Source organism: Acetobacter sp. AC2005, from assembly GCF_037901235.1.
In the GTDB taxonomy this organism is placed as follows: Bacteria; Pseudomonadota; Alphaproteobacteria; order Acetobacterales; family Acetobacteraceae; genus Acetobacter; species Acetobacter oryzoeni.
In genome coordinates, this window is record NZ_CP149625.1 from 1,438,836 (window position 1) to 1,458,402 (window position 19,567).

17 protein-coding genes are annotated in these 19,567 nt (G+C 54.4%); 11 read left to right on the plus strand and 6 right to left on the minus strand.

Translation table 11 applies throughout. The features are described from left to right. Positions 1–17: 17 nt before the first annotated feature. Positions 18–806 (plus strand): YfdX family protein, encoded by a 789-nt coding sequence (locus QQM41_RS07050; protein WP_196332625.1) that lies wholly within the window; start codon positions 18–20, stop codon positions 804–806. A 68-nt stretch (positions 807–874) separates the two neighbouring features. Here QQM41_RS07050 and ccmB read toward each other — a convergent pair whose 3' ends face one another. Together ccmB and ccmA are read right to left on the minus strand one after the other, a co-directional pair. Continuing rightward, positions 875–1,543, minus strand: a complete 669-nt coding sequence (gene ccmB / locus QQM41_RS07055; RefSeq protein WP_003624591.1) for a heme exporter protein CcmB — start codon at positions 1,541–1,543, stop codon at positions 875–877. Beyond that, the gene (ccmA, locus tag QQM41_RS07060; RefSeq protein WP_080986713.1) at positions 1,540–2,286 is read right to left on the minus strand and encodes a heme ABC exporter ATP-binding protein CcmA; all 747 of its coding nucleotides are present in this window, start codon (positions 2,284–2,286) and stop codon (positions 1,540–1,542) included. The genes ccmB and ccmA overlap by 4 nt, the downstream gene beginning before the upstream one ends. 191 nt (positions 2,287–2,477) lie before the next feature. Here ccmA and acnA point away from each other — a divergent pair, with 191 nt between their 5' ends. From acnA to QQM41_RS07080, 4 genes are all read left to right on the plus strand, one after another. Then, a complete protein-coding gene (acnA, locus tag QQM41_RS07065; protein ID WP_050818674.1) occupies positions 2,478–5,171 on the plus strand; it encodes an aconitate hydratase AcnA in 2,694 nt (897 codons plus the stop codon). Between the two features lie 64 nt (positions 5,172–5,235). Further along, positions 5,236–5,997: an amino acid ABC transporter ATP-binding protein gene (locus QQM41_RS07070; protein ID WP_128106096.1), complete on the plus strand. Its 762-nt coding sequence runs from the start codon at positions 5,236–5,238 to the stop codon at positions 5,995–5,997. Continuing rightward, on the plus strand, positions 5,994–7,553 hold the full coding sequence (locus tag QQM41_RS07075) for an ABC transporter substrate-binding protein/permease (RefSeq protein ID WP_128106095.1): 1,560 nt from the start codon (positions 5,994–5,996) through the stop codon (positions 7,551–7,553). Before QQM41_RS07070 ends, QQM41_RS07075 begins: the two co-directional genes overlap by 4 nt. A 211-nt stretch (positions 7,554–7,764) precedes the next feature. Further along, a complete protein-coding gene (locus QQM41_RS07080) occupies positions 7,765–8,679 on the plus strand; it encodes a LysR family transcriptional regulator (RefSeq protein WP_050818671.1) in 915 nt (304 codons plus the stop codon). Between the two features lie 39 nt (positions 8,680–8,718). On the opposite strand, the gene QQM41_RS07085 is transcribed toward QQM41_RS07080, so the two are convergent. From QQM41_RS07085 to QQM41_RS07095, 3 genes are read right to left on the minus strand one after another with little or no spacing between them, the layout of a single operon-like run. Further along, complete coding sequence (locus tag QQM41_RS07085; protein ID WP_339076680.1) at positions 8,719–9,687, minus strand: hypothetical protein; 969 nt, start codon at positions 9,685–9,687, stop codon at positions 8,719–8,721. Positions 9,688–9,730: 43 nt separating this feature from the next. Continuing rightward, positions 9,731–11,014, minus strand: a complete 1,284-nt coding sequence (locus QQM41_RS07090; protein ID WP_050818668.1) for an AAA family ATPase — start codon at positions 11,012–11,014, stop codon at positions 9,731–9,733. Further along, on the minus strand, positions 11,011–11,607 hold the full coding sequence (locus QQM41_RS07095) for a hypothetical protein (RefSeq protein WP_339076681.1): 597 nt from the start codon (positions 11,605–11,607) through the stop codon (positions 11,011–11,013). Before QQM41_RS07095 ends, QQM41_RS07090 begins: the two co-directional genes overlap by 4 nt. A gap of 234 nt (positions 11,608–11,841) precedes the next feature. Between QQM41_RS07095 and rimP the strand changes: the two genes are divergently transcribed. From rimP to rbfA, 5 genes are read left to right on the plus strand one after another with little or no spacing between them, the layout of a single operon-like run. Further along, positions 11,842–12,447 carry a ribosome maturation factor RimP gene (rimP, locus tag QQM41_RS07100; RefSeq protein WP_003624600.1) on the plus strand — a complete coding sequence of 202 codons (606 nt, stop codon included), beginning with the start codon at positions 11,842–11,844 and terminating at the stop codon, positions 12,445–12,447. A 30-nt stretch (positions 12,448–12,477) separates the two neighbouring features. Next, positions 12,478–14,022, plus strand: a complete 1,545-nt coding sequence (gene nusA / locus QQM41_RS07105) for a transcription termination factor NusA (protein ID WP_050818664.1) — start codon at positions 12,478–12,480, stop codon at positions 14,020–14,022. 13 nt (positions 14,023–14,035) lie between these two features. Further along, complete coding sequence (locus QQM41_RS07110) at positions 14,036–14,686, plus strand: RNA-binding protein (RefSeq protein WP_003624602.1); 651 nt, start codon at positions 14,036–14,038, stop codon at positions 14,684–14,686. Continuing rightward, positions 14,683–17,352 (plus strand): translation initiation factor IF-2, encoded by a 2,670-nt coding sequence (infB, locus tag QQM41_RS07115; RefSeq protein WP_050818662.1) that lies wholly within the window; start codon positions 14,683–14,685, stop codon positions 17,350–17,352. Before QQM41_RS07110 ends, infB begins: the two co-directional genes overlap by 4 nt. Next, complete coding sequence (gene rbfA / locus QQM41_RS07120) at positions 17,349–17,813, plus strand: 30S ribosome-binding factor RbfA (RefSeq protein ID WP_339076682.1); 465 nt, start codon at positions 17,349–17,351, stop codon at positions 17,811–17,813. The genes infB and rbfA overlap by 4 nt, the downstream gene beginning before the upstream one ends. 4 nt (positions 17,814–17,817) lie before the next feature. On the opposite strand, the gene QQM41_RS07125 is transcribed toward rbfA, so the two are convergent. Continuing rightward, positions 17,818–18,270: an Lrp/AsnC family transcriptional regulator gene (locus QQM41_RS07125; protein ID WP_050818658.1), complete on the minus strand. Its 453-nt coding sequence runs from the start codon at positions 18,268–18,270 to the stop codon at positions 17,818–17,820. Positions 18,271–18,398: 128 nt separating this feature from the next. Here QQM41_RS07125 and alr point away from each other — a divergent pair, with 128 nt between their 5' ends. Further along, positions 18,399–19,544 (plus strand): alanine racemase, encoded by a 1,146-nt coding sequence (alr, locus tag QQM41_RS07130; RefSeq protein WP_339076683.1) that lies wholly within the window; start codon positions 18,399–18,401, stop codon positions 19,542–19,544. Positions 19,545–19,567 lie beyond the last annotated feature (23 nt).

Genomic DNA, 19,567 nt, shown 5'->3' on the forward strand with positions numbered 1-19,567 from the left:
TGCCTGTCTTTGCTTTCGTGCTTTCTCGCTTAACAATCAGAACGCAAACAAGGCCATTATGGATGGCGTTCGGAAAGGGAGAAATCATGAAAAAAACGGGTATGCTGTTGGGGGCTCTACTGGCAGCAACAACGGCTGTTGCGCCAGCATGGGCACAACAGCAGGCAGCATCTACGGCCGCTGTGCCTGCAACAAATGCTGCAACTGCTGCAGCAACGCAGGACTTCGGCCGCCTTTCAGACGATGGTAACACAGCGTTTGAAGAACTGATGCTGGCACGCCGCGCCATTTTTGATGGTGATCTCAAAGGGGCTAAAACCCTGATTACAAGCGCACAGCAGGCGCTGGATCGGGCACGGGCAGACAACACAGCTTTCCAGAAGGCAGAAGCTGAACTGATGCCAGTAAAAACCAAGCAGGCTCAGACAGCTAAAAAAGGTACGGGCAGCACTACGCCAGTAGCTTGGTTGCCGATTGATGGCGAACTGGTTCTGGATGAAACAGTTGAACCCACAACAGAAAAAAGCGCTGCTGTTGCTGCGGCAAACCGCCACCTGCGCGCAGGTGACCCGGACCGTGCTTCTGAAGTGCTGAAAGTTTCTGGCGTAGATGCAGATTACGTGATTGCTGCAGTGCCGTTGGAACAGACACGGCAGGATGTAAATCGTGCTGCTGACTTTATTAAAAATGATCCGTACAAAGCCAGCGAAGCGCTGCGTGATGCAGAAAATTCAGTGCGCTATGCCTCTGTTGATATTCAGGCTGTAAGCCATCAGCAGGCTGCATCTGGCAATACATCTAAGTAATTTTGCCAAACATGCTGCTGTTATGGCCCCTGAATGGGCCATAACAGCAGGTGTATAAATCTCTAGGTTTATTCTGCCGCGGCTCTCAGGCCTGCACCGGCTGCCAGAGGGCAGAGTGGTAAGGCGCCAGCAACAAATGCTGCCAGAAGTTCTAAATCCGGCTGCCATGGCAGGCCAGTGGATGCGGCATCAATCGCCGCTGCCCCAAAAATCAGTGCAGGAGTTGCAAGCGGCAGCGTGAGCAGCGGCAAGAGGACCCCGCCGCGTCGTGCGCCCAGCACGATAGATGCACCCATTCCCCCAATAAGGGACAGCACAACAGACCCAAGGAAAAGCCCGGTCAAAAGCACAGGCAGGGCAGAGGCAGGCAGGCCCAACATGGTTGCCAGTGGAACAGCCGCCAGAAGCAAGGGGATGCCGGTGGTGAGCCAATGCGCGGTTATTTTAGCCAAGGCTACAAGAGAAGCCGGAACGCCCAAAAGCAGAAGTTGGTCCAGAGATCCATCTTCAAGCTCCGCACCAAATAGCCGATCTAGCGGGAGTAGAGCTGCCAGTAAGGCGCAGACCCAGATAATGCCCGGCGCCATATGGCGCAGCAATTCAGGGGATGGGCCAAGCGCAAGCGGGAACAGGGTGGCCGTGACAATAAAGAAAAGGATGGCCCCCATTGTGTCTGCCCCATGCCGGAGGGCAAGGCGGAGGTCACGCCCAACAATGGCCCAGAACAGCCCGATCATGCGTCATCTTCCTGCTGGTAAAAGGGAGAAGCGGACGAATCGCCCGCGCCCGGCAATGTAAGAGGCTGCACATTTTCTAGCGGCAGGGGCACATGCGTGGTGGCAATAACCAACCCGCCTTGCTGCCTGTGGGCCGTAAGCGCTTGCCCTAAAAGGGTAATGGCATTGGCATCCAGGCCAAGGCTGGGTTCATCCAGCAGCCATAAAGGTGCGTTGGCCAGCAGAACACGGGCGAGTGCCGTGCGCCGTTTCTGCCCAGCAGAAAGCAGGCGGGCTGGCAGATTGGCAAGGGGCAACAAATCCATGGCTTCAAGGGCTGCGTGCATATCGCCTTGGCCTGCACGCGCGAACAGGGCGAGGTTTTCTATAACGGTTAGCCCCGGCTTAAGCGCATCCTGATGCCCCAGATAAGCCACCTTGCTGGCATGGGCTGCGCGATCAGTAAAAATCGATTCGCCATGCCAGAGCAGTTGGCCGGAATCGGGTTTGCGCAGGCCCGCCAGAACGCGCAGCAAAGTGGACTTTCCGGCGCCGTTGGGGCCGGTCAACAGCATGGCGGCTCCGGCTTCCATCTGAAAGCTGACGCCATCCAGCACCAGTCTTTCCCCACGGAAAACACAAAGATCCTCAGCATAAAGTGCCGGAAATGCACCAGTTTCAGGCCCGGTTGGGGCAGATTGCCCGGCAGGGAAAGGACTGTCGGCGATAACACTTCTCCTTATTGTTACCGTGCAAGGCCGCAAAAGCCGGGGTGCTCGCGTTCTCGTGGTCGCTCCCTGGCTTGTGCCTTTTCCAACTGCCGGTATGTTCTAGGCCCAACGGGATATCAAGCCGGTTGCCCGGCAGATCAGGCAGGCACTCGGCGCCGAATGGCATATTTACGGTGTCCTGAACGCATCACCAGCCATCGGCTGTGATCGGGGAGAGAGCGATTATGAAAACGGTTGGGCACGATACGCTAAAGACAGGCCGCACCCTTGAGGTTGACGGCAAGACCTACCATTATTTTTCCATTCCCGAAGCGGCAAAAACCATTGGCGACGTAAGCCGCCTGCCGGTTTCGCTGAAGGTTCTTCTGGAAAACATTCTGCGGTTTGAAGATGGGCGTTCCTACAATGTAGAAGACGCCAAGGCCATTGCAGGCTGGTTGCCAAAGGGCAGCAGCAGCAAGGAAGTGCCTTTCAAGCCTTCACGCATTCTGATGCAGGACTTCACCGGCGTGCCGGGTGTGGTGGATCTTGCAGCTATGCGTGATGGGATTGTGAGCCTGAAGGGTGACCCGCAGAAGGTGAACCCGATGGTTCCGGTCAACCTTGTGATCGACCATTCCGTGATGGTGGACTATGCAGGCACAAAAGATGCGCTGCAGGAAAACATTACGCTGGAATTTGAGCGCAACGCAGAACGTTATGCCTTCCTGCGCTGGGGCCAGGAAGCTTTTGAAAACTTCTCTGTTGTGCCGCCTGATACGGGCATCTGCCATCAGGTGAACCTGGAATACATTGCCCAGGTGGCATGGACCGCTAATGTTGGTGGCAAGGAATACGTTTACCCGGATTCCCTGTATGGCACAGACAGCCACACCACCATGATTAACGGTCTGGGCGTTCTGGGCTGGGGTGTTGGTGGTATTGAGGCTGAAGCCGCAATGCTAGGCCAGCCCATTGCCATGCTGATCCCCGATGTGATCGGCTTTAAGCTGACAGGCAAGCTGCCAGAAGGCGCAACTGCTACCGATCTGGTGCTGACAGTCACCCAGATGCTGCGTAAAAAAGGCGTGGTTGGCAAGTTTGTTGAATTCTTTGGCCCAGCACTTGACCATCTGCCAGTTGCTGACCGTTCAACCATTGCCAACATGGCTCCGGAATATGGTGCGACTTGCGGGTTCTTCCCGGTTGATGCTCTTACGCTGGATTTCCTGCGTCAGACCGGCCGTGATGAACATCGTATCAAGCTGGTTGAAGAATACCTGCGTGCACAGGGCATGTTCCGCACGCATGAAACACCCGAACCGGTGTTTACAGATGTTCTGGAACTGGATCTCAGCACGGTTGTGCCGTCTCTGGCAGGCCCCAAGCGCCCGCAGGACCGCGTGGAGCTGAAAAGCGCTAAAACTGCGTTTGAAAAAGAACTCACCAGCTCTCTGGGTGTGGCCGCAAACGATGCCGATAAAAAGGTGCCGGTTGCCGGAACCAACTATGATCTGGGGCAGGGCGATATTGTTATTGCCGCCATTACCTCCTGCACCAACACATCCAACCCGGCTGTGCTGATTGCGGCTGGTCTGGTTGCCCGCAAGGCACGTGCTCTGGGCCTTACGCCTAAGCCGTGGGTGAAAACCTCTCTGGCTCCGGGGTCTCAGGTTGTTACAGATTACCTGAACCGTTCAGGACTGACGACAGACCTGGATGCCATGGGCTTCAATACCGTTGGGTATGGTTGCACCACCTGTATCGGTAACTCCGGCCCGCTACCTTCCCACATTGTAGATGCGATTGAAAATAACGACCTGGTTGCTGTTTCTGTCCTGTCTGGCAATCGTAACTTTGAAGGCCGTATTTCCCCCAACGTTCGGGCCAACTATCTGGCAAGCCCGCCGCTGGTGGTTGCATATTCCCTGCTGGGCACCATGCGTAAGGATATCACCACGGAGCCGCTGGGCACATCCAAGGATGGCAAGCCGGTTTACCTGAAGGATATCTGGCCCACCAATAAGGAAATTGCAGATCTTATTGCTTCTGCCATCAGCCGTGACGAGTTTATCAACCGTTACAAGAACGTGTCCAAGGGCACGAAGGAATGGCAGGGCCTGAAGGTTGCTACGGGTTCTGAAACCTATAAGTGGGATCCGAAGTCCACCTACGTGCAGGATCCGCCGTACTTCAAGCATATGGACGTTGAGCCCAAAGCTCCCGGCAATATTGAAGGTGCGCGCATTCTGGCTCTGCTGGGTGACAACATCACAACTGACCACATTTCTCCGGCTGGTTCCATCAAGAAGGACTCACCGGCTGGTCGTTACCTGATGGAACACGGGGTTGAACCGAAAGACTTCAACTCTTACGGCTCCCGTCGTGGGAATGACCGCGTGATGGTGCGTGGTACTTTTGCCAATATCCGTATCAAAAACGAAATGTTGCCAGGTACGGAAGGTGGGTATTCCAAGCACTTCCCAGATGGGAAGGAAGGCGCCATTTACGATGTGGCCATGGAATACAAAAAGGAACACACCCCGCTGGTGGTGATTGGTGGCAAGGAATACGGCATGGGTTCTTCCCGTGACTGGGCCGCAAAAGGCACCCTGCTGCTGGGCGTAAAGGCCGTTATTGCTGAAAGCTTTGAGCGTATTCACCGTTCCAACCTTGTGGGCATGGGCGTTCTGCCGCTGGTGTTCAAGGATGGTACAACCCGCAAGACCCTTGGTCTGAAGGGTGATGAGGTGATCAGCATCAAGGGTGTTGATAAACTTTCGCCGCGCATGGATGTAATTATGACAATTACAAGAAATGACGGCTCCACGCAGGAAGTACCACTGCTTTGCCGTGTCGATACCCTAGACGAAGTCGAGTATTATAGGCATGGTGGCATTCTTCAGTACGTCTTGCGAGGGATGACGAAAGCTGCCTGAGAACCAATTCGTTCAAGGTGAACGTCAAGATGCCGACCCGGTACGCACCGGGTCGGCGTTTTCTGTGGAAGACCCAGTCGTTTTGAGTGCGGAACATCTGCACAAAAGTTTCGGCGAGGGGGATGTCCTGTGTGGTGTATCCATGCAGGTGCGAAAGGGTGAGCTGGTTTCTATTATCGGCCCATCCGGTTGCGGAAAATCCACTTTTTTACGGTGTTTGAATTTTCTGGAAATTCCCGATAGTGGCAAGATCACCGCCATGGGGGTGACCATAGAGCGCAAAGATGCCGTCTGGCGTCGCGCTGATGAGCATATGGCACATCGCTTGCGCACTCATGTGGGCATGGTGTTCCAGAGCTTTAACCTTTTTCCTCACCTTACAGTTCTGGACAACGTTCTGCTGGCCCCCCGCGTGGTGAAGGGTGAGGGCGGAGAAGTTGAGCGTGCCGAGGCCATGGCCCTGCTGGAAAAAGTAGGGTTGGCCCGCGTTGCGCAGCGTTACCCTGTTTCGCTTTCTGGTGGGCAGCAACAGCGTGCGGCCATTGCACGTGCTTTGGCCATGCGGCCAGAAATTATGCTGTATGACGAACCCACATCAGCGCTTGATCCGATAGTTGCGGAAGAAGTGCTGGGGGTCATGCGCACCCTTGATGATGAAGGGATGACGCAGATTATCGTCACCCACGATATGCGCTTTGCCCAAGTGGCATCGGATACCATTGTCTACATGGATGGCGGCCATATTGTTGAATCCGGCCCGCCGGAGGTTCTGTGTGTGAACCCGGCTCATGAACAGACACGCCGCTTTTTGAGGACACTTCTGTGAAACAGAACGCACAGTATTGCCCGCCCCGCTTTTGGGGTTTGTTTCTGCGCTGTGTCTGTATGCTGCTGGCCGTAAGCTGGCTGGGTGCTGGCGCGCATGTGGCACACGCACAGGAAGAAAAGCCGATCCGCTGGGCTGCGGATGCTTCATCGGATGTGCCCTATACGTTTCATGATCTGAAAGATCAGGACAAGCTGACCGGGTTTGAATATGACCTGATGCAGGAACTGGGCAAGCACATGGGTGCGCCGCTTCAGTTCGTGCAGAATGACTGGGATGGCCTTATTCCCGGCTTGCAGCGTGGTCTTTATGAGATGGTCATCTGTGGCATCGAGATGACAGATGAGCATGCTGAAGGCATTGATTTTTCAGACCCGTACTACATCACATCAGAACGCATTGTGGTGCGGCGTAATGGCCCGCAACTGAAAACCCTTGCGGACCTGAACGGCCATGCCATTGGCACCATTAAAGATACGCAGGCTGAACGTATTCTTACCGAGAACGCCAAGGTTCAGCTTCGGACGTATGATGAAGAAACCGATGCGTTTATGGATCTGGCAAACGGGCGCACGGATGCCATTCTGATTGATGGCCCCATTGCCAAATATTACGGTGATACCAACCCGGCCCTACAGGTGGTGGGTGAACCCATTGGCCGTGTGGAATATGGTATTGCTTTTGCTAAAGGGCAGAATGTTGCTCTGCGCACAAAAGTAAATGCCGCACTGGCAACCATGCAGCATGATGGCACACTCCATCGCGTTTTGCTGCGGTGGGACCTATGGACGCCAGAAATGGCGCAGCTGACCAATGATCACACCACCTTAAACGTTACACCTGCGGCGTGGAACGCATATGTGGCGGAGCTGGAAGGTAAGGGCGGCTGGCGCGTTAAGCTGGAACGCTATATGGGTTTTCTGCCGCAGTTGGCAAAAGCTGCATGGCTGACGTTGCTGGTTTCCCTATGCGCAATGGTGCTGGCTGTTGGTGCTGGTCTGGCTCTGGCGCTTCTGCGTCTGTATGGCCCTACACCTTTGCGGTGGGTGGCGACTACATATGTGGAAGTGGTACGTGGCACCCCATTGCTGATTCAGGTTCTGTTTATTTTCTACGGTCTGCCTGAATTTGGTATCAGTCTTACGCCCTTCCTGGCCGGTGTTGTCAGCTTGGGTATGAACTACGCGGCATATGAGGCTGAAAACTATCGGGCCGGCCTGCAATCCGTTGCGCATGGGCAGATGGAAGCCGCATTGGCCCTGAATATGACGCACGCTCAGGCACTGCGTTACGTTGTGGTGCCACAGGCTTTCCGTCTGGTTATGCCTGTCATGACAAACGATTTTATCTCGTTGTTGAAAGATTCGTCACTGGTCAGCGTGATTACGCTGACAGAATTGACCCAGACTTACATCCGCCTGTCCTCTTCCTATTTCGATTATTTCGGAACAGGGTTGATGGTTGGTGCGGCTTATCTGCTGCTGGGGCTGCCTTTTGTGCGTTTGGCACGTATGGCAGAAAAAAAGCTGGCACAGCCGCATATGCGGCGCCGGTAAAACCTGTTTGGGATATCTGTTCCGTCTTGCGAGACAAATGCAAGTGCATCTGTCACATGGCGGAACAGAGCCTGACGGATGTTGTGCGACCAGCCAGCTTGTTCCAAAATTGTCGATAAATCAGGAATACGCGCAACATTAGATACACTTCTTGCTGGTAAGGGGTTGTAATGTAATGTGCGCGTGTTCGCAGGGACAGTGCTGGACTTCAATGGATCTTCTTTCCGCGCTTCACAGCTTTGTTCGCGTTGCGGCTACAGGCTCGTTTTCTGCCGTCTCGCGTGAGACAGGTGTTAGTCAGCCTACAATTTCCCGCCATATTGCGTTGTTAGAGGCGCATTACGGCACAACGCTGTTTGCACGCACCACACGCAGCCTCACCATGACGGAAGATGGCAGAAGCCTGCTTCCACATGCCTATGAAGTGCTGGAAATTCTGGAAACCGCAGAAACAGTGCTGGGTCGCCGCCGAGCTTCTGTTTCTGGTTTGGTCCGTTTAGGGGTTACCACGGCTTTCGGTCTGTGTCTGACACGGCGGATAGGGGAATTGCTGGAACGGCACCCTGATCTGGCTATTGAAGTGGTTATGCGCGATGCGTTTGGTGATCTGGTAGAAGAAGGGCTGGATCTGGCCGTTCGTGTAGGAGAGATTGCCGAGGGGTCTCTTATTGCCCGCAAATTGGGTGTTGTGCGCAAATGGTTGGTGGCCGCGCCATCTTGTCTGAACCGTTGCGGCACACCTACGCACCCACGTGATCTGCCGGAATATCCGGGAGTCGTCTATAATTATGGCTCTAGCAGGCTGGACTGGAACTTTGAGCGGGATGGCGAAGAAAGCGTTATTGCGCCTTCTGCTGTTTTCCGTGCCAATAGCAGTGAAGCAGTGCTGTATGCCGTAGAATCTGGGTTGGGCATAGGGCTGCTACCAGAGTTTCAGGTGCGTGAGGCTGTTGCGAGCGGTCGGCTCACCCGTCTGTTTGCAGATTGGCAGATTCCATCTTTGCCGTTTTACGCCGTGCACACCGGTCCGCGCACGCTCCCCTTGCGGACGCGGACGGTTCTGGACTTTCTGATTGAAGTTTCTGCAGATCTTCTGCGTGAAGGCAAACTTCACCAAGCTGTTTAACGGTTTTCTATACCTTACAGAAAGCGTTCTAACGGTTGCTTAACCGTGAAACGCAGGATCTGCTGATACAGTTGTGGGCAGCGCAGTGTCAGGAAGCTTGCTGTCAAACCCTTGGCGCAGATAAGGGCTCCATCCGCGCAGCCATGCATTGGTGCGGCGGACAAAGTCTGACACAGCAGCGGAATCGGACATACCTGCGCGAGACCAGTTTTCTGGCGCACCCGGTACGGTTTTGCTGCCAGCTTCTGCCGGGCTTGTCAGCATGTGAACACTCATAAAATCCACACCGGGGCCGGATTTGCTTTTTTCAATCCGGTTCCACCCTGCATCCACCAGAACGGGGGGCAGATCAAAGCCCATACCCGTCAGGCGTTGCACCGCCGGGGGAATAAACATCGGGCTTCCCAGCAAAGCCTGTAATGCGGGATTGGATGTTAGAAAAACGTTGTTCACCACACGGATGGGGGATGTCATCCAGCATTCTGTATGCGTGCCATCCTGCGGCAAGGCTTCGGACATAAAGTTAAAGTTGCTGTGGCATTCATCCTGCACCAACTGCGTATCCGTAATGGGTAAGGATTGTGTGGTGGCCTGCGCAACCAATAGGCCTGTGACAATGCCTTGTTCAGAACGCACATAAAGGGATGTCAGAATCTCTCCATGAGCAACATCATCCTGATAATTCAGGAGCGGGTGCCATTTGCCCGCGGGTAAAGGGAGCTGGCGGCCCGCAAAGGGTAATGTGCCTTCAAATTGTGCATCCATAGGGGGAGCGGAAACGGTGCGCCGGTCTTCATCCGGCCGCAGGGCATCTTCCGACGAATCGGCGGAGGATGCACCGCTAGGCAGCATATGGCTGATTTTAGAGGTAAGCTTTGCATAGGCTGGCAGGCGTGATGTCAGCCAAGGGGCTGGAAACATCACGGAAAACACACTGCATGCGCCAGCGGTAAACAGCGCAACACGCCATACAGGAGCGCGTTGCCACAATCGGGTAAAAGCAGACATGCAGAACAGCCTTGTGCCGGAAGAATAAACAGTAAGAGACCGCTTATGGAATCAGGCGCGCGTGAATGCCATCGCCTTCATCCGTGCGGTTATCCGCCACTTTTGCAACCACAGCGCCATCATCTTCCTTTACCAGCCGCACCATATTGGCGCCCTGCTGGCGGGCTACAATCAGGGATTCGCTGATCATATCTTCAATGGAGCGCACCAGATCGCGGGCAGAAGCTGCATCTCCCATGCGGCTCTGACGGCGCATGACATCCATCAGCAGGGTGGCATCAATCCCGCCGGTTTCTACCTTCAGGCCGTAGCTTTCAATCATGGTTTCAATTTCCAGCGCGGCCACGCGAGCAATATCCAGCCCTTGCAGCGGACGGAATACGAAAATCCGATCCAACCGGTTTAGAACTTCCGGGGCAAACCCGGCCTGACGCAGGGCTTCTACCGATTCGGCACGCATACGGTCCGGGTCATCATGCAGGCGGTCTGCAATTTCTGTGAGCGCATCCGTGGCAATGTTCGATGTCAGCACAAAAATGGCACGTACGGTAGAAATCTGCTGCCCGGTAGAGGCTTCGGTAATGTGTCCGTCATTCCAGGCTGTCAGGAATTTTTTGAACACATCTGGATGCGCTTTTTCAATTTCATCCAGCAGCACAACGGCATCGGGCTTTTCCTTCAGGCCGCCAGTCAGCTTCCCGTAAGTGTCTGAACCTACATAACCTTTGGGGGAGCCAAACAACTGGGTTGCGGCATGGGGGCTGCTCATCTGTGTCATGTCAAAATGCAGCAGGGGGCGTTCAAGCTGGCGGGCAAGCTGCTTGGCCAGATAGGTTTTGCCTGTGCCCGGGGGGCCTGCCAGCAGAAAAATGCCGACTGGTTTGCCGCGCACCTGCAAGGCAAGGCGGCGGCGCAACTGCACAGCCACATCCTCACATACCTGATCCTGCCCAATAACGCGGGCCCGCAGGTTGGCTGCCAGTTCTTCCGCATCAATGGTGGTTTCACGCTGCTCGCGCGCCATCATTTCTTCCAGTGCGGCGCGGTTGGTCAGTCTGGCAAGAACGTCCATGATGAATCCCCGTCGGCGTAAAAGCCCTTTGCGCGCTAGCTTTTCGGCGCGTGTTTCAAACAGCAGCCCTGCTACCGTAAGTATAATGCCACTTGCGGCCAAAATTGGCCACGCGGGAGCGCACCACTGCAAAACATGCGTAATGGAATGCAGGGAAAGATGCAGGCTGAGGGCAATCTGTATGCTGGCAAGCACCAGAAAGATGACCATCATCAACGGCATCAGTCGGTTTAGGGCGGGTAACAGTCCCTTCATTGCGCAATCACCGTTAGTGGCAAAGTATCCCCTTTATACATAATCGGCAGTGTTTGTGGGCCAAATACCGTAATGGCGCCGCTTCCAATGCCAGCAGGCCCAGGGTCTGATGCTGGTATGATATCAACATTACCGCTGATCGTAATGGGTAGAATGACGGTTTGCGGGGTAGGGGACAAATGCACAGTTTGGTGCCATGCTCCGCAAATAAGGGTAATGGTGCCACCAGCGCCTGTGGCATCGTAAACAGGCATGGCCACCAAGCGAATGTCCCGCCGTTTTATGCCGGCCAGAATATCTGCCTGCTCCTGATCCGTGTAATTCGATTTTGCCAAGGTTTGAGCCGCTTTTTGCGAGGCAATGAGCGTAAGGGGAATTCCCATCCGGTTGGCGCTGTTATCGTGGTCTTGGGTATTGTTTTCTGCTGCGGGGATAGAGGTATTTCCATGTCCTCCACCCATAAAATGCACACCAGCTCCCGCCATGATAACGCATGTAGCTAGCCCTATCAGGGCCATGCGCACGCCAGAGGGTTTATCTGCTGCCTGAGGTTGCGGCTGTGGCTTCCATGCGGGTTCTGGCTCTTTGTGCATATTGAAAGGTCAGCCCTTAGTGGTGTGTAGGATGGTAAAAATGTCGCAATAGAGGTAATAAAAGCATGTCCGGCGCACCCTGCAATGCGCAATTTGCATCCAGCCCGTAAAATTGTTTTTTATAAAGGGTAAAGATTTGCATAACGGGCAGTAACTTTATTCTGCCCTTGCGGTTTCACTCTGCATCCCTTACATAAAGAACCATCCTTCTCAATTTGTTTTACGTTTCGGGGGGTGGCCTTGACGGCCGCCTTTTTTGCATTGGATACAGACCTTTCTACTCACTCTGGCCTAGAAGCCCGCGTTGCTGCGCTGATAGCCCCTGCCGTTGAGGATATGGGTTATGAGATTGTGCGTGTTGCTGTGCTGGGGCGTGAGCGTCCGACTGTGCAAATCATGGCAGACCGCAAGGACGGTTCCCTGATCAATGTGGAAGATTGTGAACGGATCAGCCACGCGGTAGGTGCCGTGCTGGATGTTGAAGACCCCATTCCCGGGGCGTGGACGCTGGAAGTTTCCTCTGCCGGGATAGATCGGCCCCTTACCCGTGCGAAGGACTGGAACCGCTTTGCCGGGCACCAGGCCAAGGCAGAAGTTCTGCTGCCGGTAAATGGGCGCCGCCGCTTTTCCGGTACGGTTCTGGGGTCTGATGGAACTGTTGCGCGGATGCGTCTGGATGATGGCACGGAAGTTGCCTTGCCGCTGGAAGAACTTCGGCGTGCACGGTTGGTGCTGACAGATGCTCTGATTGAAGCTAGTGCCCGTATGGTGCAATCTGCGCCCGGCACTGATCCCGCCCAGAAGAATGACGACGATTCTTCCGGGCCCAAGGTGCATTGATAAAGCTGCCTGTTTTGGAGAGCTGAGAGTATGGATACCTCTGTTTCCCGTCCTGAACTTTTGCTGGTTGCAGACGCTGTCTCGCGCGAGAAAGGTATCGAGCGTGAAGAAGTGCTGGAAGCCATGGAACAGGCGATCCAGAAAGCCGGACGCGCCAAATATGGGCACGAAAAGGACATTCGTGCCACCATCGACCGCAAGACAGGCGATGTGCGTCTGTCCCGCTGGACGGAAGTGGTGGACGAAGTGGAAAATGAAGATACGCAGATTGCGCTCTCCATTGCCCGCAAGTTTCGCCCTGAAATTCAGGCAGGCGAATATCTGATCGATCCACTGCCCCCGATCGATTTTGGCCGTATTGCCGCGCAAACCGCCAAACAGGTGATTGTGCAGCGCGTGCGTGAATATGAACGCAAGCGCCAGTATAACGAATTCAAGGATCGCGTTGGCGAAATCGTAAACGGTACCGTCAAGCGGACCGAATACGGTAACCTGCTGGTTGAAATTGGTTCGGCAGAAGCGCTGCTTCGGCGTGATGAGCTGATCCCGCGTGAAACGTTCCGTAACTCAGACCGCGTGCGTGCCTACATCTACGATGTGCGTGATGAACCACGTGGTCCGCAAATTTTCCTGTCTCGCACGCATCCGGCCTTTTTGGCCAAGCTATTTGCGCAGGAAGTGCCTGAAATTTATGATGGCATTATTGAAATTAAGGCCGTTGCGCGTGACCCGGGTTCTCGCGCCAAAATGGCTGTGATTTCTCGTGATGCGTCTATTGATCCCGTTGGGGCTTGCGTGGGTATGCGCGGTTCCCGTGTGCAGGCCGTTGTGGCCGAGTTGCAGGGCGAAAAGATCGATATCATCCCGTGGAGCCCGCAGGCCGCTACTTTTGTGGTGAATGCATTGGCTCCGGCTGAAGTCAGCAAAGTGGTGATGGATGAAGAAGCCGGGCGCGTAGAAGTGGTCGTGCCGGATGAGCAGCTTTCTCTGGCTATTGGCCGCCGTGGGCAGAACGTCCGTCTGGCCAGCCAGCTGACTCGTTGGGATATTGATATCCTGACAGAAGCGGAAGAATCCGAGCGCCGCCAGGAAGAGTTCCGTCGTCGGACAGCGCTGTTTGTTGAAGCTCTGGATGTGGATGATGTGATTGCGGGTCTGCTCGTCACAGAAGGTTTCCACTCCATCGAAGAACTGGCTTTTGCTGATCCTGATGAACTGATTGGCATTGAAGGTTTTGACGAGTCGGTGGTGCAGGAGCTGGTTCAGCGTGCTGAATCTTATCTGGTTCAGCAGGAACAAAAGCTTGATGATCGGCGGAAAGAGCTTGGTGTTGTGGACGAGATTGCCGATATGGGCGTGTTTACAAACCAGATGCTTGTGACATTGGGTGAAAAAGGTGTAAAAACCTTAGACGACCTTGCAGATCTGGCTGGCGATGAGCTGGTTGAGATCTTGGGCACCGATGCCATTGAGGAAGATGCCGCCAATGAAATTATCATGGCAGCACGTGCTCATTGGTTTGAGGATGAAAATCAGCAGCCTTCCGATATCAAGGAAGGTGAGGCCAACGCCTGAGGCCTGATATAAAGTGGGTGGTGATTTCTTGCCAGAAACAGAAGAGAAAGGCAGCCTTCGGAGGTGCGCGGTAACGCGTGAAGAAGGCGAACCTTCTTTAATGATCCGGTTTGTAATTTCACCATCTGGTGAAGTGGTGCCTGATCTGGATGCACGTCTGCCGGGGCGGGGAATATGGTTGAGCCCCCGCCGGGATGTGATAGAACAGGCGCGTGCTCGGGGCGTTTTTTCACGCGCCGCACGCCAGCAGGTTAAGGTGCCGGAAGATATAGTGGCCCGTGTAGAAGCGGGGCTGCTCCGGCGGATGAGTGAACTTGTAGGGCTGGCTCGCAGAGCTGGTCAGGCTACAAGTGGATTTATGAAGGTGCGAGAATGGCTGGTACAGCGTAAAGCTGCCATTGTTGTTCATGCGCTGGATGGAAGCAGGGAAGAGCGGGAAAGGCTGGTTTCCGGCCAACGTGATATTCCTGTCGTTGAGGCGTTGTCATCTGAAGATCTGGCAAAGATTTTTGGGCGGGAACGAGTGGTGAACGTAGCGCTTTCAGCCGGTGGGCTGGCACAGCGCTTACGTTGTGAGAATAAGCGTTTTACGGGGGTTGCTGAAGGCGGCCCTCGCATGCCCCGGACCTTTCCGGCGCATGGGTGTGAACAGGCGGGTCAATGAGCGAAGGCAAGGATCAGGATCAGGGTAAGGGGCGTTTGTCCCTTCGGCCGGCAGGGCGTTCGGAGGTCGGACGGACGGTTGATGCCGGGTCCGTGCGGCAAAGTTTCAGTCATGGCCGCTCCAAGGTTGTGCAGGTTGAAGTGCGCAAAAAACGTGGTGCCGGGCCGGGTGGCTCTGGCGGACGTGCCGGTGGAGCGCGCGGTGGCGGTCGTACGCTAACAGCCGCTGAACTGGCCATGCGTCAGCGTGTGCTGGCGGAACAGAAAAAAGCAGCGGAAGAAGCCGCACGGCGTGAAGCCGAGCAGCGCGAAGCTGAAAAAATTCGTATTCTTTCGGCTGCTGAAGAAGCACGTCGTAAGGAAGAAGAAGATAAGCGCGCGGCTGAAGAAGCCGAAGCCGCAAAGGCTGCTGCTGAAGAGGATGAGCGCAAATCGCGCATTGAATCCATTCAGCCTATTGCCGTGAAAGAACCAGTTGTTTCTGCTGTGCCCATTCCGGGTGAAGTAACGCTGGCTCCGCCGGTTGGGCGTCTGCGTCCATTGGCTGAACGCGCAATTATGCCAGCCAAGCCGCTGAAGCCTGTTCCTTCACGCTCTCAGCCTGCTGAAGCCAAGGAAAAAGAACCAGCCGCTGCGCAAACACTGCGTCTGCGTAGTGGCCGTGACATGGAAAGTGATGATGCGCCGCGCCGTGGTGCATCTCGTAAAACACCTGCTGGTAACCATCGCAAAAGTGGTGGCGGTCGTAAGTCCGATGTTGGCGGTGGCCGTCGTGCAGGCCGCATTGACGTGCAGGCCGCGATTGAAGGTGATGACGATAAGACGCGTTCACTCGCATCTGTCCGTCGTCAGCGCGAGCGTGAACGCCGTCAGGCTGAACTGGAACGTCTGCGCTCCGATCAGGTGAAGGTTGTGCGTGATGTGGTTCTGCCGGAAAACATTACCGTGCAGGAACTGGCTAACCGTATGGCAGCCCGTCAGGGTGAAGTTATCAAAGCGCTGATGAAAATGGGCGTAATGGCAACTGTCACTCAGACCATTGATGCTGATACGGCTGAACTGATTGTTGAAGAATTCGGCCACCGCGTGCGCCGTGTTTCTGAAGCAGACGTTGAACTGGGGATTGAAGGTGTGGAAGACGCACCGGAAGATCTGCGTCCGCGTCCGCCGGTTGTGACAATCATGGGTCATGTTGACCACGGTAAGACATCTCTGCTGGATGCTCTGCGCACAACAGACGTTGCGGGTGGAGAAGCCGGCGGTATTACCCAGCATATCGGGGCTTATCAGGTTACGCTGCCTTCCGGCTCCAAGATTACATTCCTGGATACCCCGGGCCATGAAGCCTTTACGGCTATGCGTGCTCGCGGTGCATCCATTACGGATGTGGTGGTGCTGGTTGTGGCAGCTGATGATGGTGTTATGCCGCAGACGGTTGAAGCCATTAAGCATGCCAAGGCTGCAAACGTGCCGATGATTGTTGCTATCAACAAGATCGACAAGCCAGGCGCCAAGCCTGATCGGGTGCGTCAGGAACTTCTAAGCCACGAAATTGTGGTAGAATCCATGGGCGGTGACGTTCAGGATATTGAGGTTTCCGCGCTTAAGCGTACCGGGCTGGACAAGCTGGAAGAAGCTATTCTTCTGCAGGCAGAAATTCTGGAACTGAAGGCAAACCCGGACCGGGCTGCTGAAGGTGCCGTCATTGAAAGCCGTCTGGATCGTGGTCGCGGTTCTGTTGCCTCTGTGCTGGTGCAAAAAGGCACGCTGCATAAAGGCGATATCGTGGTTGCTGGCACCGAATGGGGCCGGGTGCGTGCTCTGCTGGATGATCGTGGCCGTCAGGTTACGGATGCAGGGCCTTCCATGCCGGTTGAAGTGCTGGGTCTCTCTGGTGTGCCATCTGCTGGTGCTCCGTTCGTGGTGGTTGAAAACGAAAACCGCGCGCGTGAGATTTCCGAGTTCCGTCAGCGTAAGCTGAAAGAACATCAGGTGGCTGGTCAGGTTGCTGCCCGTGGCACGCTGGATCAGATGCTGGCCCGTATTCAGGCGGGTGATCAGAAAGAAGTTTCTGTTCTGATCAAGGCAGACGTTCAGGGTTCTGCGGAAGCTATTCAGACAACTGTGCTCAAGCTGGCAAATGAAGAAGTGGGCGTTCGCGTTCTGAATGCTTCTGTTGGCCAGATTACAGAAAGCGATGTGCAGCTTGGTAAGGCATCGGATGCAGTGATTATTGCATTCAATGTGCGCGCCACAGCACAGGCACGTCAGCTGGCGCAGCGCGAAGGTGTAGATATCCGCTACTATTCCATCATCTATCAGGTTGCTGATGATGTGGAACAGCTTGTGCGTGGTAAGCAGGCACCTAAGCACCGTGAAAAGTTCCTTGGTTATGCCGAAATCCGCCGTGTGTTCGAAATCAGCAAGGTGGGCAAAGTGGCTGGCTGTTACGTTACGGAAGGCGTTGTCAAACGCGGCTGTGGCGTGCGTCTGCTGCGTGATGGCGTAGTGGTTCATGAAGGTGATTTGAGCCAGCTCAAGCGCTTCAAGGACGATGTGAAGGAAGTCAGCAAGGGTTACGAATGTGGCCTTTCCTTTGCAGGCTACAATGATCTGCGCGAAGGCGATGTGGTGGAATGCTTTGAAAGTGAGCTGGTTCCAGCATGAGCCGTAAGAACGGATCAGGCAGTAAAGTAGCAGGGCCGGCGGGGTATCTCGCCGGTCTTGCTCCATCTGGCCCCTCCCAGCGTCAGTTGCGGGTGGGGGAAGAGGTGCGGCGTGTGTTGGCTGAAGTTTTTGCACGCACCACGTTTCGTGATCCGGATCTGGCAGATGTTGACCTTACGGTTACCGAGGTTCGGCTTTCTCCAGATTTTCGTCACGCAACAGTTTTTATTACCCGTTTGGGGCGTAGCGATGTTGCGGAACTTCTGCCCGCTTTAAAACGAGTAGCTCCGTGGTTGAGAACACAGCTTGCGCATAAAATACGTGCGCGAACTGTGCCGGAACTGCATTTCCAGCCAGATACAGCCCTGGATACGGCCATGCACATGGATACACTGCTGCGTTCTCCAGAAGTGCAGCGTGATCTCAATGCGCCATCGGAAGATGAAGAGTCGGAAGACTAGGTATTCAGCTACATTTGCCCTGTTGCACAACGGGGCGAATGGCAAAGTTGCTTTGAATACGCACCACACCCGGCATGCGGGATAATTCCTCTTTGTGGATACGCTCATAATCCTGCATGTCTCGGGCTTCTACACGCAGTAGATAATCAGCATCACCTGTCATCAGGTAACATTCCTTAACATCAGCACATTCTTTAATACGGCTTTCAAAACGCCGCAGGCATTCCTCTGTCTGCTTTTCCAGCGTGATCTGCACAATAATGGTGGCAACTGCCGGGCTTTTCTGCCGAGCAATAATGGCGTGGTAGCCTTGTATGGTGCCCTGTTGTTCAAGCATGCGCACACGGCGCAGACAGGCAGAAGGGGAAAGCCCCACTTTTGCAGCCAGCTCTGCATTGCTCAGGCGACCATTGTGTTCAAGGTGCCGCAAAATGGCTTCGGTTACACGATCTGGCATAATCTGTCTTTTATGGTCTGGTATTGAAATTTTATTCTAAAATACAGGAAAAATAATATGTTCTGCAACACACAGGCAGGATATCTTACAAAACACCTGTTAAAATTCTGAAACCGAAACAAATAAGGGTGGCGGTTGTGAATACTGTTTCGTCCTCAGCTAGAACAATGTGGCCTGCATCTCGCGCGGGGGCGGTTCTTACGGTTAATCTGTCCGCTATTGCTGAAAATTATCGCTACCTTGTAAGCCGGTTGGGTAAAACGGCTTGTGCTGCAGTGGTTAAGGCTGATGCCTATGGGCTTGGTGTTGCGCAAGTGGCTCCCGTTTTGGAAAATGCCGGTGCAAAGCATTTTTTTGTCGCACATGTAGATGAAGGGCTTGCCCTTAGGCCCTATTTATCTCCTCATACATCTATCACAGTGTTACATGGCCCTCGGCCAGAAGCTGCTGAAGTATGTGTACGCAACAATCTGCGGCCTGTTCTCAATAGTTTGGAACAAATTGCGGTTTTGCGAAATCTGGCTGCCAAGATGGGCAAACCCTTGGATGTCGCCATTCAGCTTGATACGGGTATGTCCCGTTTTGGGCTTTCAGAGGCTGATATTGATACGCTAGCAGCGTCTCCAGAACTTCTTACAGGTTTGTCTGTCAGTTTGGTCATGAGCCATCTGGCTTGTGCCGATACCCCTGAAAATCCAGCAAATACCATGCAGCGCGAACGGTTTGAGGCCTATGCGCATGTGCTCCCCAAAGCTGCTTTAAGCCTTTCTGCATCATCCGGTATTTTTCTGGGGTCGCAGTTTCATTTTGATCTTGTCCGCCCCGGTGCTGCTTTATATGGCGTGGCGCCACAGAATGAAGGTGATAACCCGCTTAAGCCTGTGGTTGGCCTGCAAGCGCATATTCTGCAAATTCGTCATTTATCCAAGGGAGACCGGGTAGGTTACGGGCTGACATGGCAAGCCGGTGGCCCGTGCCGTGTTGCCACTATTGCTACCGGTTACGCAGATGGTTTTGCCCGCGCCGGGGCTGCTGCAGGATGCGCTTGGTATAAGGGCTATCGGCTGCCAATTCTGGGCCGAATTTCTATGGATTCCATGACTGTTGATCTTTCTGCGGTGCCTGAAGGCCTGCTGGAGGAAGATAGCATGGTGGAACTTCTGAACGAGTCTTACGGCGTAGATGTTGTAGCCAAAGCAGAAGGCACAATTGGTTACGAAGTACTGACATCTCTGGGGCGGCGCTATCATCGCGTTTACACAGCGGCTGCCTGAACAGTTTACCCAACAGAAAGATA

Coding starts and splice junctions, on each gene's coding strand:
- ccmB (WP_003624591.1), bottom strand. CDS start 1,543: ATGATCGGGCTGTTCTGGGCCATTGTTGGGCGTGACCTCCGCCTTGCC.
- acnA (WP_050818674.1), top strand. CDS start 2,478: ATGAAAACGGTTGGGCACGATACGCTAAAGACAGGCCGCACCCTTGAG.
- QQM41_RS07080 (WP_050818671.1), top strand. CDS start 7,765: ATGGATCTTCTTTCCGCGCTTCACAGCTTTGTTCGCGTTGCGGCTACA.
- QQM41_RS07085 (WP_339076680.1), bottom strand. CDS start 9,687: ATGTCTGCTTTTACCCGATTGTGGCAACGCGCTCCTGTATGGCGTGTT.
- QQM41_RS07090 (WP_050818668.1), bottom strand. CDS start 11,014: ATGAAGGGACTGTTACCCGCCCTAAACCGACTGATGCCGTTGATGATG.
- QQM41_RS07095 (WP_339076681.1), bottom strand. CDS start 11,607: ATGCACAAAGAGCCAGAACCCGCATGGAAGCCACAGCCGCAACCTCAG.
- nusA (WP_050818664.1), top strand. CDS start 12,478: ATGGATACCTCTGTTTCCCGTCCTGAACTTTTGCTGGTTGCAGACGCT.
- infB (WP_050818662.1), top strand. CDS start 14,683: ATGAGCGAAGGCAAGGATCAGGATCAGGGTAAGGGGCGTTTGTCCCTT.
- rbfA (WP_339076682.1), top strand. CDS start 17,349: ATGAGCCGTAAGAACGGATCAGGCAGTAAAGTAGCAGGGCCGGCGGGG.
- QQM41_RS07125 (WP_050818658.1), bottom strand. CDS start 18,270: ATGCCAGATCGTGTAACCGAAGCCATTTTGCGGCACCTTGAACACAAT.